The following is a 16,663-nucleotide window of genomic DNA, read 5'->3' on the forward strand; positions in this document are numbered from 1 at the left end:
AGATGCGTGCGCCTTTGGGGATCATTCTGCCGAAATTGCATAGAACAAGATGAGAGCAGCTGACAGACTGCAGGTTTCGGCCAAAACGCTGGAGGCTCTTGTGATAGCGAAAAGTAAGGCGAAGTTCGTCACCATACTACTGACTGGCGGTTTGCTCACTTGGGCAGTTGGCCCGGCTGCTGCGGATACCCTCAAGGGGAAAGTTCTCGGCGGCGGCCAGCCGATTACCAATTCGACAGTCAGCCTCTGGGCTACGAGCGCGGGCGCGCCGCAGCAGCTGGGTCAGGCCCGCACCGGAGCCGATGGCAGGTTTACGCTCAATTCAACGGGTGGGACCGGCGCTGCCACGCTTTATCTGATTGCGAAGGGCGGCCAACCTAAATCGAATGCGCAAAGTGGTGACAACCCTGCCATTGCGCTGATGACGGTGATAGGCGGTAAACCACCGGCGACTATCACAATTAACGAGATGACGACCGTGGCCTCGGTATGGACCCACGCGCAATTTCTCGACGGCTCCGTGATCAAGGGACCGCCGCTCAGCTTGCGCATTGCCGCTGGCAACGTTCCGAACTTCGTCGATCTTCAGACGGGCGGCTGGGGCACGACAATTCAGGACCCGCTCAACAGCGTCCAGACGCCAACGATGGCCAACTTCGCCACGCTCGCGGATGCGCTTGCCGGATGCGTCACGCGTGTGACGGCCGATGCGTGCCCCCAGCTCTACACGGCGGCCACCCCGCCAAAAGGTGATGCCCCGAATGACACGCTGGCGGCAGCACAGTCGATTGCGCGTGCTCCGTGGTATCAGCCCACGAGACTGTTCGCACTTCTGGACCAGTTCTATCCGGTCCCGAAGGGCAGGACCATGCGCGCCGTTCCGTACATGCCCTATCTGAACTTTGCGCCTAGCGCTTGGGTTCTACCGCTCAAATTCGATGGTGGCGGCTATCGTGCGGGCGGCAAAGCCATGTTCGACAGCCAAGGCAACCTCTGGGTCGGTGACAACTTTACAGTCGGCTGGCAGGGTCAGGATACCCTTTGGCAAGGCAACGCTACCAAGTTCGCCCCTAACGGTCGTCCGCTCTCCCCGATCACGACCGGGTTCGCGGGCGGTGGAATGCAGGGCGGCACATTCGGCGCAGCCGTCGATGCAAAAGACAACGCTTGGCTCTCCAGTTACGGCGGCAAGTCAATTGCGGTATTCGACAAGAACGGCAAGCCACTGACACCGCCGGAGGGCATTACGTTTGATGGCAAGCTAGGTCTCATGCAGGGTATTATCGCAACACCCAGTGGAGACGTGTGGGCAGTAGGCATATCAAAGAGCCAGCTCCTCCACTTCCCAAAGGGTGATCCAACCAAAGGCCGGATCGTCTGTGAGGGCCGAGAAGTCGAGCCTTGCAAATCGTTCGTTGGACCGTTCCATCTCGGTATTGATCAGCAAGATCGCATCTGGGTGACGAACGCCTTTGGTGCGCATGTGACGCGATTTCCCGCCTCCGACCCGAATAAGGTCGAGAAGTTCAAAACCGGGTACAGCGGCAGCGGTCTTGGCATCGACAGCCGCGGCAATGTCTGGGTCACCAATCGACTAGGTAGCAGGGATCGCGGAATGTTCGATATTGTCGAGGACATCGCTGTCCTGAAGATGGGCGACAACGCTGATCGGACACTCACCGAGCAAATGGCCAAACAGGTAGGCGGCCCTGACGGTGGCAGCGTCACGCTGTTGCGGCCCGATGGTACTCAGTATCCCGGTTCGCCGTTCACGGGCGGCGGTCTCCCCGGTCCTTGGGCGGCAACGGTGGATGGCAACGACAACGTCTGGATCTCTAACTTTGCCATGCCGAACAGTCCGATCACCCAGCTGTGCGGCACTCGCACCGAGACCTGTCCTCCGGGCATGAAGACAGGCGACCAGATTTCGCCGCCCGGAGGCTATGTCGGTGGCGGCCTGCAAATGCAGACTGATCTTGCCGTCGACCCAGCGGGCAACGTCTGGGTAATGAACAATTGGACGGACATTGCCAGTTGTTTCGGCGAGCCAAACGAGGCGCTCTCGACCCGTTGCGGCGGCCAGGGGGTGACTGTGTTCTACGGCATGGCCAAGCCGGTTCGCGCGCCGCAGATCGGTCCGGCGCGCGCGCCGTAGTTTCAGGCTCCTCTCGAAGCGTTCGGATGGCATCATCACGCGATCCGAACGCTTAATCAGTATGACGAACTGGTCTATCGCCGTGCGCGGCGAGCACCGAGTGTCTGTTCTCAGATGTCCGAGATGGGTCAACGATCGGGATAGGGGGACGTCTCGCGACGCCACCCCTCCCACACCACCGGGCATACGGGTCCGTACCACGGCGGTTCGATCGAATTAAGCCGGCACAGGCATGAAGATTCGGGGGAGACCAAGAGAGTCGAACACATGATTTCGTAGGGCGTGTTGAACCGCCGGGTGTCCGGACATGCGCCAGAGTCCAGTCGGTGAACCGGCAGCGACCGATGCGGCGAACTTCGCGATGCCGAAGCGGCGAAGCTCCGTGAATCGGTTATGCCCGTTCCGCCATTGCCGGCAGAGATACAAACGCAGTCTCCGGCGGATCCAGGCTTCCAGGTTCGTTAGCACGCGCGGGGTCTGACAGAAGCCGAAGTACCCGCGCCATCCGATGAGGTATGGCGTGAGGTCTGCGACCATCTGCTGCAAGCTGATCCCTCGCGTCCGGCATGTGATTTCCCGGATTCGGTTTTTGAACTTGTCGAGGGCTTTCGGCGCAATGCGTCGCTCGCTCCCGTCATTCGCAATGCTGAATCCGAGAAATTTACGTTCCTCGGGTCGCGCCACCGCGCTTTTGGCCTCGTTGACTTTCAAGCGGAGCTTGTCGGTCAGGAACCGGCTTATCGAGGCCCTCACCCTCTCGCCGGCGTGGTGGCTACGAACATAGATGTTGCAGTCATCCGCGTAACGGCAGAACCGGTGACCACGTCGAGCCAATTCCTTGTCGAGATCGTCGAGCACGATATTACTGAGGAAGGGCGAGAGCGGACCGCCTTGCGGGGTCCCTTCGTCCACCGGTCGGACCAAACCATCTTCCAATACCCCGGCATTCAGGAATGCCCGGATAAGCTTGAGCACGCGTTTATCGGGTATCCGTGCGGCGACGCGCGACATCAGGATGTCGTGGTTGACTCGGTCGAAAAATCTTTCCAAATCGAGATCAACCACTACGTTGTAGCCATCGGCGACGTAACGCTGTGCCTGGGCTACAGCCTGGTGGGCGGACCGCCCCGGCCGAAATCCGAAACTGTGCTCCGAAAACGTCGGATCCCATCGCTCTTGGAGAACTTGCAACATAGCTTGTTGAATCAGGCGGTCGACGACACAGGGGACGCCGAGTTTCCTGACCCCGCCATCCGGCTTCGGGATTTCGACCCGCTTAACCGGCTGCGGCCGATAGTTTCCGTCGAGCAGTTGAGACCGAGTGTTTGGCCAGTGCTGACGCAGGAACGCCTTAGCGTCGTCGATGGTCATCCCATCAACGCCGGGGCTTCCCTTGTTCCTTTTAACACGCTTCCATGCTCTTTCGAGGTTCTCTCGGTCGCACACCTCCTCCATCAGTTGTTCTGTGAAAGCCGAGTTTTCGGTAGCTGATTTCGCCATGAATGGTTCGGTCTCCTCGTCACCGTGCGCCGGGGCTTCACCCCGGTCCTTCGGTTCCAAGGCCAGCACTTGCTGGTTGTTCTGCCGCTTTCTATTCACGAGATACCAGTCCTACTTGCTCTCTCAATCGTTCGGGCCTTCAGCCATCGTTTCCGGCTCCGCCTATCTGTTTCTCCGCCTTTCGGCCTTGGAGTGCCTCAATAGCTTTGCCGACAGCCTGACCTAATACGCCCTCAGCTGACTTCTGCCCGGCGGTCAGACGGCCTCGCGGTCGTCTCAGTCGCCCGAGGGCGACACCGGGCAGATCTCCCGGGGTAAGCTCAATCGCCTTCGGTGCACAACCGCCGGATCTACGCTTCGCATCCTTGATGGATCTGGACTTCGCGATGTGTCGCCCGCTCGTCCGACGCTTGCGCCTCATATCCGGTTTTTGTTCATCGGCTCGCACCTTTGATCCACGCTTCCTTCAGACCCCGCCTCGCGACGGCAGCCCTTGCGTTTCACTAACCCTTCACCTCCATCAGGTTGGGTGGAAGACTTTCACTTCCGAGCTATTGAGCATGCCCGGCACACGACTAAACCGCTCGCGCGGTAGGGCACTGCGGCGGGCGTCGGGGGCAAAGGGATAGCGCAACGGGGCGTCCTGTCTTGAGATCGAGGGGTTTCGACAACCTCACTCAAGACAGGAGCATCCCCATGACCGACGAGGCCATGAGCCCATTGCGGCGGCGCATGATCGAAGACATGACGATCCGCAAGTTAGCGCCGAAGACCCAACATGACTACGTGCAGAGGGTCAAGAACTTCGCTGCGTTCCTCGGGCGATCACCCGATATGGCGAGCTTCGAGGACGTGCGCCGCTACCAGCTGCATCTGGCGGCGAGCGGCGTTGGTGTACCGACCATCAACCAGACCGTATCGACGCTGCGTTTCTTTTTCAGGGTCACGCTCAGGCGCTACGATATCGTCGAGCACACGCATTTCATTCGCGAGCCGCGCAAGCTGCCGGTGGTGCTCAGCCCTGAGGAAGTGGCGCGGCTGCTCGATGCCGCACCCGGGCTCAAGTACAAGGCGGCGCTGAGCGTGGCCTCTACGGCGCCGGCCTGCGCGCCACCGAGGTCATCTCGCTCAAAATCTCCGACATCGACAGCAAGCAAATGATCATTCACGTCGAGCAGGGCAACCACTCCTCCAGCTCTGCGAGGTCATAGCGCCGCTCGGGATGCAGCTCGATGATCTCAACCGGCACCATCTCGCCGTTTTTGCTGTTGTGGGTGCCGGGCAGACGCATCACGCGTGAGACCTCGCACACAGCAAGATCGCCGGCCATCACTTCGGCGAGCTGGCGATAGAATGCCTCCAGGCGCTCCCTGTTCTCCTGGGTGTCGACCGGTTCCTTGAAGAAGTAATAGACGTGGAAGCCGTTGCCGGAGAACACGATCGCGCTCGGCTGATACTTCAACCGCTTGAGCTGCTTCAGCACCTCGCCGCGCGGGTCGGCGCCGAGCCCGTCGACACCCTTGAAGTCGATGTCGGTGTGGCCGGCGTTGGTCTCCTTGCAATTCTCCTTGTTGCGCTTCTGCGTGCCCTCGCGCTGGGTCGAGACGCAAACGAACATGCCGCGCCCGTTGATGTCCCACTTCTCCATGAAGCCTTGGACGTGCACGAAATTGCGGCCGATGATGTGGCGCTCGGCGCCCTCTACGCGCTCATTGGTGAACGAGCAGATGTAAGCCGGCCCGGTGGCGTTGGCGAGGAGTGCTTTCAGGAAGTCGATCGGGCCGATGGCCTGCGGGTTCGTGCTGCTGGCTTGCGCGCACGCGGGCGCCCTTGTATCAGTGACTAACATTCTAAAATTCCTGAGAGGACGATTGAGAGGCGGCTGGCAGGCCGCCTTTTTCTTTCCGCGACTAGGCCACGCTGTCGACCGCGACCTGCGTCGCAACCTTGCGCCTAGCGCCGTGCAATCGCGGCACTGACCCAACCCTCAATCTCGGTGGCAACCCAACCCACGCGCTTGGCGCCGATCGGAACGCGTCTCGGGAATTTTCCCTCAGCTTCGAGACGATCGATGTACCGGCGACCGAAGGGAACGCCGTGGTCGTGCAGTTCAGGAAATAACAACAGCTTGCGAACTGACATGGTCGTGCTCCTGTTTCTAGAGTAAGCACGCCAATCCATTTGGACGTGCGCCCTGTTACGTCAGGACGCATCCTAACTAGACCTAATTCGCGCTTTGAGAAGTGAGTTATGAACAAGCACGTCGTCATGAGGCGACGTGCTGGTTCATAAGTCATCTTCGGCTGAACGGCGGGATCATCGCGCCGAAAGGTGTGTTTTGAACAGGCAGCAGCGGCGAGCAGCATGTTCTGGTTCATAAGTGGATTCTGCGAAGCAGTGCACTTTGCTTGATGCTTCCTGGTGGAGCGCAATCATCAGGATGATGAGTCGTTGACGCTAGATCGCCCGTTGCGGGCGCCGGCCGCGATTGCGCCTGACGGCAGCATGACTCCTATAATACCGCTGGATCGGCCCGACGAGGCTATTCTCCGCTATGTGCGGGAGCTTGCCAAACGGCTGGCACGAGAGGATCATCAGGTCGAGATCGCGACCCGCCAAGCATCCAACCTGTGACGAGCGAAGACGATGATCCGCGCCGCCATTTACGCCCGCTTCTCCTCCGACCTGCAAAGCGACAAGTCGATCGACGATCAAGTTGCATCGTGCCGCGACCTTTGCAGTCGCGAGGGCATGGCGGTGATCTCGACGTTTGAGGATCGGGCCATCTCAGGCACCGGCGCGATCAACCGTCCCGGCTTCCAAGCCTTGATGCGCGCCGCCGAGGCACGGCTATTCGACGTGATTGTCGCCGAGGATTTGGATCGCGTTTTTCGCGATCAGGCCGACTATCACACTGCCCGCAAGCATCTCGATCACCTTGGCGTGTCACTGCACACCGTGTCTGGCAAGGTCGGCAAGCTCGACGGCGCGTTGCGTGCGCTGATGTCAGAGATGTTCATCGAGAACCTCGTGATCCACACGCGTCGCGGTCTTGAGGGAGTGATCCGCGATGGCCGCCATGCCGGTGGTCGCGCATACGGCTATCGGTCTGTTGCTGGTAACCCGGGCGAGTTGGAGATCGTCGAGCAAGAAGCCGAGATCGTTCGCCAGATTTTCGCCGATTACATCTCGGGCAAGACGCCGCGCATGATCGCGAACGATCTCAACAAGCGCGGTGTGCGGCCGCCGCGTGGGCGCCATTGGAACGCATCAACGATTAACGGCAACGTGTCGCGCGGCGGCGGGCTGATCCTGAACGATTTGTATGCCGGCAGGATCATCTGGAACAAAGTCCGCATGATCAAGGACCCGGTGACACGCAAGCGTCTCTCGCGCCCGAATCCAAAGGATCAATACAAGATCGTCGAGGCGCCGCATCTGCGCATCGTTGATGATGCGACATTCAGGGGCGCGCAAGCTGTCAAGTCTGAGCGCCGCCGTGACGCCACACCGGCGAACGCGCAAAAGGCGCGCGCGCCGAAGCGGGTCTTTTCTGGTTTGATCAGGTGCGGCTCGTGCGGCGGCGGCATGGCGTCAATCGGCAGCGACGCGAAAGGTCTCCGCTTGCAGTGCTCAACCCATAGGGAAAGCGGATCGTGCGGAAATGGTCGCCGCGTTTATCTCGACGACATCGAGGCGCTCGCCATCAAGGGGCTCCGCCAGCACCTCATGCATCCCGAGGTGATCACCGAATTTGTCGACGCCTATAACGCCGAGCGCAAGCGGCTCAAGAAAGAGGCGACTACTGAACGCGCGCAGTTGGAACGGCGGCTCGGCGAGATCGGGCGCGAGATGAAGCGTATCGTTGACTCTATCGTTGTCACCGGCATGCCGCCTGAACAGTTCGTCGCCCGGATGCAGGAGCTTGAGGCTGAGAAGGCCAAGGTCATCGCCGGGCTCGATGCCGCCAAGGAAAGCGACAATGTCATCGCCCTGCACCCCAAGGCGCTCGATCGTTACAAGCGCGCTGTTGTGGAACTAGCCGGCGAGTTCAAGCGCGGCACACCGACCGAGTTTGCGACCATCCGCGAGCTGGTGACGGCGATCATCGTGCATGCCAGCCCGAGCCGACCGGGCGGTGCTGGAACCAAAGCCAACACTGAGGATGACCGGAGTGTGCGGATCGACATCAAGGGGCGCCTTGCCGCCCTTTGCGGCAATTCGGGCCTGTTTCCAAACATGGCTATGTCGGGGGAACGTTGGTAGCGGGGGGGGGGGGAGAGGGACTCGAACCCCCGACCCCAGGATTATGATTCCTACGCTCGCTCATCTGGTCCGGTCATTGCCTCTTGTTTGGTGGCGCTCCTCTGGATCGACGCCCTGCTCCGCGCCGCGGCGCCGGCTACTGGCAAGCTCCGAAAGCTCATTCTTCAGCGCATGCCGACGGGTTTCGACAGCAGGCATGTCATGGACGAATTGGCGAACCTGGCGCGCGAGCTCGTGATCTGCTGCCACGCCAGAGCGCTGTAGCTCGGCGGCATAGTCGAGATATCGCTGCCGGATCGCATCCTGACGTGACTTAATCTTTTCGTCCCAAGGATGTTTCACAGCCTTGCCGCCCCTCACCTCCGAAAGCACATCCGTGCGGGCGAACCGATCGACATCGGGCGTGATCTTTCGCTTGCGCAAAGCGAGCACCGGCCCGCGATCAGCCTTTCGAACCCGTCCGCGTGTTCGCCGCGGCGTTGCCTCCGCCGCAATCCCGCGCAGCCGGAGTTCGCCAGCAAACCGCTCCCGCCAGGCCTGAAGATCCGCCTTGCGAGGGTTGAGGCGCTTGCCGTCATGGCCCAGCGACCGAACGGTCAAGTGCACGTGGGGATGCCTGTCGTCGAGGTGCTGGACGAAGACGTAGTCGTGATTGCCCCCGAACGTCTCGATGGCAAATGCCCGAGCCGCATCCTTGACGGCAACGGCATCGGTGCCAGCCGGCATCGACAGAATGATGTTGATCGAAAGCGAACCATCGCGGCGGCGCTTGTCGTCGAGACCGGCATCATCCTCCCAGCGTTGCTGCAGGTCTTTCAATCCGGAACGACCCGCCAGCGTCGCGCCCTGCTCTGTTTCCGCATCGAGCTCACCGTTTCGCGTGATGTATGCCAGGTGCGACTTGAGGTGCGCCACGCCCTTGGTGCGGCCGGTGATCTTGACCATCACCTCTGGTGCTCGGCCTACGATGCGCTCGAGCTTTGCACGCATCGCCGGCGTAAGGCGGCCGGGAGCGGCCGGATCGGGGATATCCCACTCCGCCCGCCGTGGGCGCCGATTCGGCGTTTCCCAGACATACGAGATCGGCGGAAGTTCGGGGGCCAGGTCGGCCGGCCGAGGGGAGGAGCGCCGACTCATCGCCGCCCATCCCAATAATCCGCGTTGCCATGTAGCGCATCCCGTAATTGCGCGAGCTCTCTTTCGATGACCAATTTGGCTTCTTGAATTGCGGCCAGATCGGGCTCAACCGCCCTGCCCTGCAGCACACTGGCGTTTGCGGCGCGCGCGATCTGGTTGATGTTGCCGCCGATCCGGTTGAGCTCGCGAACGATCGCGCGAAGCGCCTCGTGCTCACTCGGAGAATGTTGCACTGGTGACGCCAATCTCGAGCGCACCAGCGCGACGATCCAGCCGGTTCGGGTCATGCCGCGCCGATGTGACACCTCCGCGAGCTGCAGCATCTCGCTCTGGCGAAATCGCACCGTCACCTTCTCCGGTCGTCCAACAGGCAACGCCAAGATGCGCGGGACTGGTGCAGCTAGTGCCTCAGCAATGAGACGCCGCAACAACGTGGATTTGCCGCCCTGGGTAGCCGCAAAAGCTGAGAACTCCTCCGCGACTTCGTCGGAGACGCGAAGCGAGATCAGAGCCATGCTGTCCAATCCCAATCGCGATGTAATACATCGCTGGCGCGAAGCCTATCCTGCACTAGAAAACGCGAAACCTTCCACCCCCTCCGTGTTGGTTCAAACCAACATACTCGGCATCCACAGCTAGGCAGGTGCTGCAGGTGAGGCCGAACCCAGCGGGCGATCGATGCAAGGTATTCCTCTTGGAATGATGCAGCCGTCGCTGCTAATCCTTGTCCACGAATGCCGTGCGCGCGGATCGGCAACATTGGCACCGAATATGTGGACCGCGGCTTTCCAGCAGCCTCCGGCCTCTCTACAGCGCTGCGGGGGGCGCGTTCGGCCTCCGGCTGCTGCGCTGACGCGCCATCCTTCGGATGGGAAATCCGCTCCGCCGGCGCACCAACTGGAGCAGCGTTTCTGAGGGGGCTGTCTAAGACCAGCTTCATGCGACAAGGATCTCTTCGATTGTGATGGTCGATGCTAGAACCTCTTCCGCCTCTTCTGCGCCATCAACCAGCAGTACTGCGTGCCGTGAGCCTTGAGACGCGAGTCGATTGACCAGAAGACAGCCAGTGCGACCTTGGTGACGCACTCTGATCGTCAGTGATGGACTCTTTCGCTGGTACCGATCGACCGAATAGTTAGGGGGCTTTTTCGCGATCGCTGTCACACGGTCTGTCTCTCTGCGTCGCAATGCCACTTGCGGCGCTATCGAGGTTCGTGCGGGTTGAGCTCCAGGGGGTCCTTCGCCATCAGCAGGGGCGCCGCCGGCTTCGCTGCGAATTTTGCGGGCCAGCTGACGAGCGTGGGCGTCAGTGAAGCTCTCCTGTGCTTCGCATAAAGTCTCGATGGCGTTGGGCTGCTCACGCCAAGCCTGGTAGAGTTCATACACAGCACGGATTGATGAGCCGGCAAGCTTCGACCGGAGGAACTCCGGCATGCTCTGGACCGACGCGTAACGAGACACCCAGTCCCTGGGCTTACCGAGCTTGCGCGAGATGTCAGCTTGGTTGTCACCCTGCCCCAAGCGGTCCGCGATGAATGCCGCAATTTCGGGAGCATTGAGGTCATCGCGCTGGATATTCTCGATCATCTGAGCATAACGATCCGCAGACCCAACGGCATGAATGAAGGCCGGGATGTCACGGAGCCCGGCGCGCTTCGCAGCACGATACCGCCTCGCACCCATGACGATCATGTATCGGCCTTCCTCGATCGCTTGCCTCAGGACGATCGGTTGCAGCACACCATGCTGAAGGACCGATTCCGCAAGCTCCTCGAGCTTCTGTTCGTCGAAGCTGCGACGGGGCTGGTCCGGATCTTCGTCAATACGGTCGATGGGGATGCAAATCGGTTGCCCGATTGCAGCACCATCTTCCGCGGCGTCGATGAGCTGCTTAAAGCTGAGATCAAGCGCCATGTGCCGGCTCGTCCATCTGCGCGACGATCTTGGCGAGAACCTCGCGGATTTCCCGACCCGCCTCCTGCGCGGAGCGGCGCTTCAGCTTCCAGACCGGCAGGCGTTCCGCAACGGCCTCAGCGTAGCCGTCCCTTGCAACGATCTGGCCCGGGAACACATATTTGCCCGCCTCGCGCAAGAGTTGCTCAAGATGCGTCCTTTGACGGGGCGATTTCGTGTTGAAGTTAGAAGGCAGCAACCCGAGGAACTTCGTATCCTGGCGGCCATAGCGTCTCTGCACGCCAATCACGGTCTGCATCAGACCTTTGACGCCCTTGATCGAATAGTCCTCTAGATAGATGGGGGCGAGCACATGCGACGCCGCAACCAAGCAGCCGACACTGCGCAGCCCAAGTGATGGCGGCGTGTCGATGACGCAGGCATCGAACTGACCCGACGCGACAGCGAGGTTCTCTTGCAGAGTCGTTATGGCGGCCGCATTGCTGCGATCCAGATCGGTCAGCGAGCTATCGGCCGGCGCGAGCGTTAGGGACTCGTCTTCCCGAGGCACGACCCGTATCCCCGGCTTGAACAGATCCGCGGCTAACGTTGAACCAGCGTAGTGCCTCAACGTATCCGACGCATTGCTCTGCGCATCAACGTCGATCACCAGAACGCGGAGATTCGCTTCCGCCATGAACCAGGCCAAATGCACAGCAAGCGTCGTCTTGCCGACCCCGCCCTTTTGATTGTTGATGACAATGGTCTTCATCTTAAGGTCCGAAAAAGGTCTAACGGCGCTGGGGTCATATCCTCGTCCATCATGTCGTTGGGGATGTTGGTTTGAACCAACAGCGATCGCGAATCCGAACGTGGGAACGATCCCGGAATTCATCCGGCGAATCCCCTGCCAGAAGTGGCAGGTCAGCCGATAGCCATCGAGGGAATTTCTGACGAAGCGAGACGGGAATCGTACTCGTTGCTCGGCGCTCTGCGACACGCTCGCGAGAGGATCGTCACGCGAAGGCCGCTTGTGGGCTCCGGGAGCGTCGCCGCGGCGGCGCGAGTAGAGCCGTCCCCGAAAGGGGCTCGCCCAAGCAGGCAAGGCTCTAAGAGCCGCAGGAACCTTTGAATTTAAGAGCCGATCTCTTGCGGGCGGCTGTTGTGATCAGGACTGGCGCAATTGCAAGCTAAGCATTGCGACGCGCGTCCCGATCGCGAAGTCTACGTCGAGGAGAGATTCTATTCGGCAATAGGACGGGTCGCAGCATTTCCGGCGAAATGGACCTATCGATAAAATGAATCGATCTGCCCGGTCGATTCATAAAACTCATTGGACGCCGTTTCCCTCGGAAGCGAGAATCTGTCCGTGCCGAAACCCGAACCAGAACCGCTTCATCTGCGCCGCATCGATGCCGCGCGCAATATGCGGCGGTTTTATGCGCTGTCCACGCAGCCCACCTTGTTCGGAGAAATTTCGCTGATCCGCAATTGGGGCCGGATCGGTACGAGTGGCAAGACCATGGTGCAGACCTTCGATGGTCGTGCGGAGGCGATCGAAGCATTCGCACGCCTGGAGCGCGTAAAGCGGAGGCGCGGCTACGCTGCCGCGGACGGGAAAATGTCATAGCCTGACAATTTTTAGGGGATTACACCTCCTTTGATGCCGGCTCTATCTGTTCCACGGCCTTGATGTCAGACGAGCAAAATCGAAACAAGACGGAAGCTCGTCCCATGACAACTGCCAATGAGATCGCCGAAAAGATCGCAGCCGAGAACGACCTGACAAAGGTTCAGGCAAAAACCATCGTCGATAACGTGTTCAAGGCGATCGCTGATGCGGCCGTGAGCGGAGCCGAGACGAGCCTTCCCGGGTTCGGCAAGTTCAAGGATAGCCCCGCTCGTGAGGGCCGCAATCCGTCGACCGGCGCAACGATTGCGATCGCAGCTTCCAGGAAGCTGACTTTTACGCCCGCCAAAGCCATCAAGGACGGTCTCAACGGAGGAACGATCCCTAACGACGGAGCATCGTAAGACGCGGAACGAGGGGGCTTATGCCCCCTCCTCGGCTGCGAGCGCTTCGTCGCGTTGACGGATGAGTTCGGCCAGTTCGGCCTCGAGCGCCTTGCGCTCCGCTGGCGTGAACACGCATTCGCGCAGCTCGGCGCGCAATTCTTCAATGGTGTCGACAGTCATGATCGCATCTCCGGTAGAAGGAAAGCCGGCCCCGCCTTGCGGCGGAGCCGACTTTCTGGAGCCTCAGTCCCGGTTCGGCCGGGACCAGATCAGTTGGAGGCCTTCCGCACCTTCGACCTCGATCAGGGTGGCGTAGATCGGAGCCGGGAAGCTCGGATCGTCCAGCTTGACGGAGAGGTAGTCGCGCTCGGTGTCCTTGGCGGTCTTCTGCCAAGCGGCGCCCAGCTCGACGCTGCCGGAGTAGATGCGGAAGTGCGGGCCCTTGTCGAAAGGGTTGTCGACGCGGATCAGCTTGGCCTTGACGTTGAGGTTGAGCGTCTTGATGGCGCCGGAGAAGCCATTGCCCGTGGAGGTGAAGGTGCCGATGGTAGCCATTGTCTCATATCCTTGGTTTTCTCGGGCCGCCCCTATCGCGACCTCGATGGCGGTCGTGAGACCGGAGGCGATCGACCTGCACCCAAAGGGCCGAAATGAAATGGAGGGCGGCCGGCGGCGACTTTCTTGGAGCGCGAGGAATGGTGCGCAGCGCCAGGGGAAGAAAGTCGAGGACGGTCGTTGCAGGGACAAGATCGAGAGCCCGCCAAGCGGGATCGCCCTTCGGTCAGACCAGCCCCTATCGAGGACGCTGATGGGTGCGCCCATCGCGAAAACACATGGAATGAAGACAGGCGGCCCTAGTCGGTTCGGCCATTCGCATCTCAAGGCAACGAGCGTCGCAGCGAAACGTAGTTCACCTTAAGCAGGCCACCTAAGCGCCACGTCACCACCCGCAATGGAAACCGTCGCTGTCAGCAACGTCGGCGCACCTTCGAACTCGTCGCAACATCGATAACGAGGCTGGCGACATACTCGCCATCTGGATGCGACCCCGCCCCCGCATCCGTGCGCCCGGCACGCCCTGCGCGGCGTGAAACAGATGCTGGCGTCGCTGGACATGCCGGCCTGCGAGTCCGGGACGATTTCGCCGGCACGCTAGATGGAACGAAGCTGGGCGTTCGGGTTGCAACGCAACAGCGTTGGAGAGGGCTGTGAGCACAATCGGCCTCTGCAGCAATCCGGCTGCCCGGCTCGATTTTAACTCGAACGTTACTTGGCCGGCGCTCGCAGCGGGCTTTCCGCCCACTTCCGGGCGGCGGGATCGCGCAGCGGATCGTCCTCGCAGACCGGGCAGAGGTAGCGCGGCCGGCCGGGCGCGACGTCGTCTGGCACGGCCGTCATCGGCTTGCCGCACTTCGGGCACAGCTTCCGGCTGAGGTAGAGCGGAGTCATGGTTTTTGCCTGCCGAGACCAGCTTAGTTCCGCGTGCGCCGCGAGCACAAGTAGATCGACGAAAATTACCAGACCGCTTGACGCGGAGCGCGTCTCACGCTGAAATCCGATTTTCAGTGATGTTGCGAGGGTGGCGTCGTGGAAGAATTTTACAGGGGCTTCGCGCAGCGGGCGCGCGATCTGGCGGAGAACGCGGACCCGTTCACGAAGCGGCGGCTACTCGACCTAGCCCAGCGATACGATCTCAAGAGCAGACCGGGAGCCCCGGGCGGTCGGCCCCTCCCGCCGCCGCGCGCGACGCCACCGACGGCGCTGTTTTCCGGCTCCGGCGAAGCTTGAGATAATCCCAGCGCGGCCCGGTCGTCGGTTTTCTATGTTTTCATCGACCGGTCCGGGTGTCGGCCGCGCGCGGTCGCGGTGCTCGCGTTAGTACAAGCTGGCCCTACAGCACTGAGCCGCGCACGCGCGCCGCGAAGGGTCATCGCCTGCGCCGCGCGATCTCGTCAGCGACCATGCCCTCCGCCCGCACCAGCCGTTCATGCAGAGTCTCGAACATATCGAGGATGTCATCATTGGGTTCATTCTTGCCCTGCTCGATGGCTTCGGCGACGAGCTCATCGAGAGGCGTCTCCTCCAATTGGCCTTTCTCCAAGAGCTCTTCAAACAGACTGGCGCTGCTCGGCTGCGGTTGGATGCGACCGTCGGAGTTGCACCAGACTGTGAATGTCTGAAGTCCCAGAACAGCGTGCTCGACCATCTCCGCATCCAACGGAATCAGCGTCCCCCAGGCCTCGCCCGCCTCGTCCGCGAACCCCGCCACGTACATCCGCGGCTCCGCGGCGCCTTCATCCCGAGGCTGGAAGAACGGCGTGAGGATGATTGGAGGGTGTTTTGCCATGACGATCTCTCCGAACGCTTTGCGTCGACCCGGCGCAGCAGCCGGATTAGCGCGGGTAATTTGATCACACGAAAAAGGCAACCTGGGAACGGCGCCTCATCGCCTTACGCCCGCTGCTTGTCTCGCCGGCGAGAATTGATCTGCGCCATCAGGATCGGGCCAAGCGAAAATTCGCCGACCTCGGCTTTTCGCGTCAGGCCGCGCAGATAACCGCCGGCGGAATTGATCGCCGTCCCGCGCTGCAGGATACACGCGACGACAATGGCGGCGGGCACCTCGCCCATGACCTTTTGAGCCTCCTCCCAGGCGCTCGGACTGATCCCCAGCATTGATCGTACGACGGCTGCTGTGGCCAGGAAATCGCGCCAGTTCGAAACCCCACCCTTCGCATAATCGACGATGTCAGGACACGCACTCAGGACCATTCCTAACGGATACGCCCCCTCCCCGACTCGCGAGGGTTGAGGTTTGGGCTCAGCTCCCGCCGCCCTGCCTTCTTGAAGGACAGGTTCAAGATCAATAGGGGCCTCTGGTTTTGAACTCTGTATGTGGCGCTCAGAATGGGACTCATTGGCGCTCGGATTCTTGGATTTGATGTGCTCTTCCAGAAGATTGAGTACGTCGTCGGCGAGCTGCGACAACTCGTCGGCTATCGGCTCGAGCTCCTGGCGCGTAGCCGTACGCGGAATCTGGTCGACGATCGCGCGGAAGGCAGCATGCACGACCTGCCAATCGGCAGGCCCCTGCCCTCCCCTTCGCGTCGGAACGGCTTCCTCGATGCCAGTTGCAATCATCTTCGCGATGTCGCGCCGGCAGAGCGTGATGCGCTCTCGTACGAGTTTGAGCGCGCGGGCCTCGGCTTCGATATCGGCCGCCAGGCTCTCGAACTCCTCCGAGCGCACGACCAGCGGCGACAGATCGAAGCCGAAGGCGAGCTCGATTTCGCCGGCATTGTCCTTCCGCGCATAGCGCTTGCCATTCGGACTGTCGCGCCGAACGATCAGGCCCGCGTCAACCAGCACTGCGAGATGACGCCGCAGCGTCGATGCCGGCATGCCGTGCGCTCGCCGAGTGAGTTGATGGTTCGAGGGGAAGACGATCAGATCATCCTCCCCCGTCAGGGCGGTTTCGGGATGGAAGGTCAGCAGCGCGTTTAGGACCGAGAGCGAACGCTCCGATACCCCAAGGCGCGGCCGCGCCGTGCAGATGGCGTGGAAGATCTTCCATTTGTGTACGATCTTTTCGGGAGGACGCTCCGTTGCGACCATCTGGCTTGTCACATGGGCAAGCGTCAGCGATCGCCGCCCAAAGGGCGTCGTTGGGGAGTGTGATTGCATGTCTTTGCCTCA

19 protein-coding genes are annotated in these 16,663 nt (G+C 61.0%); 7 read left to right on the forward strand and 12 right to left on the reverse strand.

The annotated features are described in order from the left end of the window. Positions 1-49: 49 nt before the first annotated feature. Positions 50-2,155, forward strand: a complete 2,106-nt coding sequence (locus ABIA90_RS42180) for an NHL repeat-containing protein (protein ID WP_354121717.1) — start codon at positions 50-52, stop codon at positions 2,153-2,155. 216 nt (positions 2,156-2,371) lie between these two features. Here the strand turns inward: ABIA90_RS42180 and ltrA are convergent, their stop codons facing one another. Further along, positions 2,372-3,754, reverse strand: coding sequence for a group II intron reverse transcriptase/maturase (gene ltrA, locus ABIA90_RS42185; RefSeq protein WP_354116469.1), 1,383 nt, complete (start codon positions 3,752-3,754; stop codon positions 2,372-2,374). 597 nt (positions 3,755-4,351) lie between these two features. Between ltrA and ABIA90_RS42190 the strand changes: the two genes are divergently transcribed. Further along, the gene (locus ABIA90_RS42190; RefSeq protein ID WP_354116468.1) at positions 4,352-4,816 is read left to right on the forward strand and encodes a tyrosine-type recombinase/integrase; all 465 of its coding nucleotides are present in this window, start codon (positions 4,352-4,354) and stop codon (positions 4,814-4,816) included. Positions 4,817-4,820: 4 nt separating this feature from the next. Here ABIA90_RS42190 and ABIA90_RS42195 read toward each other — a convergent pair whose 3' ends face one another. Both ABIA90_RS42195 and ABIA90_RS42200 read right to left on the reverse strand, forming a co-directional pair. After that, positions 4,821-5,504 (reverse strand): DNA-primase RepB domain-containing protein, encoded by a 684-nt coding sequence (locus ABIA90_RS42195; RefSeq protein ID WP_354116467.1) that lies wholly within the window; start codon positions 5,502-5,504, stop codon positions 4,821-4,823. Positions 5,505-5,608: 104 nt separating this feature from the next. After that, the gene (locus tag ABIA90_RS42200; protein ID WP_247447555.1) at positions 5,609-5,797 is read right to left on the reverse strand and encodes a helix-turn-helix transcriptional regulator; all 189 of its coding nucleotides are present in this window, start codon (positions 5,795-5,797) and stop codon (positions 5,609-5,611) included. A gap of 279 nt (positions 5,798-6,076) precedes the next feature. Here ABIA90_RS42200 and ABIA90_RS42205 point away from each other — a divergent pair, with 279 nt between their 5' ends. Together ABIA90_RS42205 and ABIA90_RS42210 are read left to right on the forward strand one after the other, a co-directional pair. Then, entirely contained in the window at positions 6,077-6,289 is a 213-nt protein-coding gene (locus ABIA90_RS42205) for a hypothetical protein (RefSeq protein WP_354116466.1), read from the forward strand. 12 nt (positions 6,290-6,301) lie between these two features. Next, positions 6,302-7,921, forward strand: coding sequence for a recombinase family protein (locus ABIA90_RS42210; RefSeq protein ID WP_354121718.1), 1,620 nt, complete (start codon positions 6,302-6,304; stop codon positions 7,919-7,921). 60 nt (positions 7,922-7,981) lie between these two features. Here ABIA90_RS42210 and ABIA90_RS42215 read toward each other — a convergent pair whose 3' ends face one another. The 4 genes from ABIA90_RS42215 to ABIA90_RS42230 form a co-directional block, all read right to left on the reverse strand. After that, complete coding sequence (locus tag ABIA90_RS42215) at positions 7,982-9,058, reverse strand: relaxase/mobilization nuclease domain-containing protein (protein WP_354116464.1); 1,077 nt, start codon at positions 9,056-9,058, stop codon at positions 7,982-7,984. After that, positions 9,055-9,573 (reverse strand): MobC family plasmid mobilization relaxosome protein, encoded by a 519-nt coding sequence (locus ABIA90_RS42220; RefSeq protein ID WP_354121719.1) that lies wholly within the window; start codon positions 9,571-9,573, stop codon positions 9,055-9,057. Before ABIA90_RS42220 ends, ABIA90_RS42215 begins: the two co-directional genes overlap by 4 nt. A gap of 421 nt (positions 9,574-9,994) precedes the next feature. Further along, positions 9,995-10,972, reverse strand: coding sequence for a ParB/RepB/Spo0J family partition protein (locus ABIA90_RS42225; RefSeq protein ID WP_354116462.1), 978 nt, complete (start codon positions 10,970-10,972; stop codon positions 9,995-9,997). Further along, complete coding sequence (locus ABIA90_RS42230; protein ID WP_354121720.1) at positions 10,962-11,723, reverse strand: ParA family protein; 762 nt, start codon at positions 11,721-11,723, stop codon at positions 10,962-10,964. Before ABIA90_RS42230 ends, ABIA90_RS42225 begins: the two co-directional genes overlap by 11 nt. A 597-nt stretch (positions 11,724-12,320) precedes the next feature. Here ABIA90_RS42230 and ABIA90_RS42235 point away from each other — a divergent pair. Together ABIA90_RS42235 and ABIA90_RS42240 are read left to right on the forward strand one after the other, a co-directional pair. Next, complete coding sequence (locus ABIA90_RS42235) at positions 12,321-12,581, forward strand: WGR domain-containing protein (protein ID WP_354121721.1); 261 nt, start codon at positions 12,321-12,323, stop codon at positions 12,579-12,581. A 104-nt stretch (positions 12,582-12,685) separates the two neighbouring features. After that, positions 12,686-12,985, forward strand: coding sequence for an HU family DNA-binding protein (locus ABIA90_RS42240; protein WP_354121722.1), 300 nt, complete (start codon positions 12,686-12,688; stop codon positions 12,983-12,985). An 18-nt stretch (positions 12,986-13,003) separates the two neighbouring features. Here ABIA90_RS42240 and ABIA90_RS42245 read toward each other — a convergent pair whose 3' ends face one another. The 3 genes from ABIA90_RS42245 to ABIA90_RS42255 all read right to left on the reverse strand — a co-directional run bounded on the left by ABIA90_RS42245 (position 13,004) and on the right by ABIA90_RS42255 (position 14,416). Then, a complete protein-coding gene (locus tag ABIA90_RS42245) occupies positions 13,004-13,147 on the reverse strand; it encodes a hypothetical protein (protein ID WP_354121723.1) in 144 nt (47 codons plus the stop codon). Positions 13,148-13,210: 63 nt separating this feature from the next. Further along, a complete protein-coding gene (locus tag ABIA90_RS42250) occupies positions 13,211-13,522 on the reverse strand; it encodes a DUF736 domain-containing protein (protein ID WP_354121724.1) in 312 nt (103 codons plus the stop codon). A 711-nt stretch (positions 13,523-14,233) separates the two neighbouring features. Continuing rightward, complete coding sequence (locus ABIA90_RS42255; RefSeq protein ID WP_354121725.1) at positions 14,234-14,416, reverse strand: hypothetical protein; 183 nt, start codon at positions 14,414-14,416, stop codon at positions 14,234-14,236. Between the two features lie 138 nt (positions 14,417-14,554). Between ABIA90_RS42255 and ABIA90_RS42260 the strand changes: the two genes are divergently transcribed. After that, on the forward strand, positions 14,555-14,755 hold the full coding sequence (locus ABIA90_RS42260) for a hypothetical protein (protein WP_354116457.1): 201 nt from the start codon (positions 14,555-14,557) through the stop codon (positions 14,753-14,755). Positions 14,756-14,894: 139 nt separating this feature from the next. Here ABIA90_RS42260 and ABIA90_RS42265 read toward each other — a convergent pair whose 3' ends face one another. Further along, positions 14,895-15,314 (reverse strand): hypothetical protein, encoded by a 420-nt coding sequence (locus ABIA90_RS42265; protein WP_247316018.1) that lies wholly within the window; start codon positions 15,312-15,314, stop codon positions 14,895-14,897. Between the two features lie 104 nt (positions 15,315-15,418). Further along, positions 15,419-16,651 carry a plasmid replication protein RepC gene (gene repC / locus ABIA90_RS42270; protein ID WP_354121726.1) on the reverse strand — a complete coding sequence of 411 codons (1,233 nt, stop codon included), beginning with the start codon at positions 16,649-16,651 and terminating at the stop codon, positions 15,419-15,421. Positions 16,652-16,663: the final 12 nt, after the last annotated feature.

Origin of the sequence: Bradyrhizobium sp. LA6.8, from assembly GCF_040547935.1 — a bacterium.
GTDB classification, from domain to species: Bacteria; Pseudomonadota; Alphaproteobacteria; order Rhizobiales; family Xanthobacteraceae; genus Bradyrhizobium; species Bradyrhizobium barranii.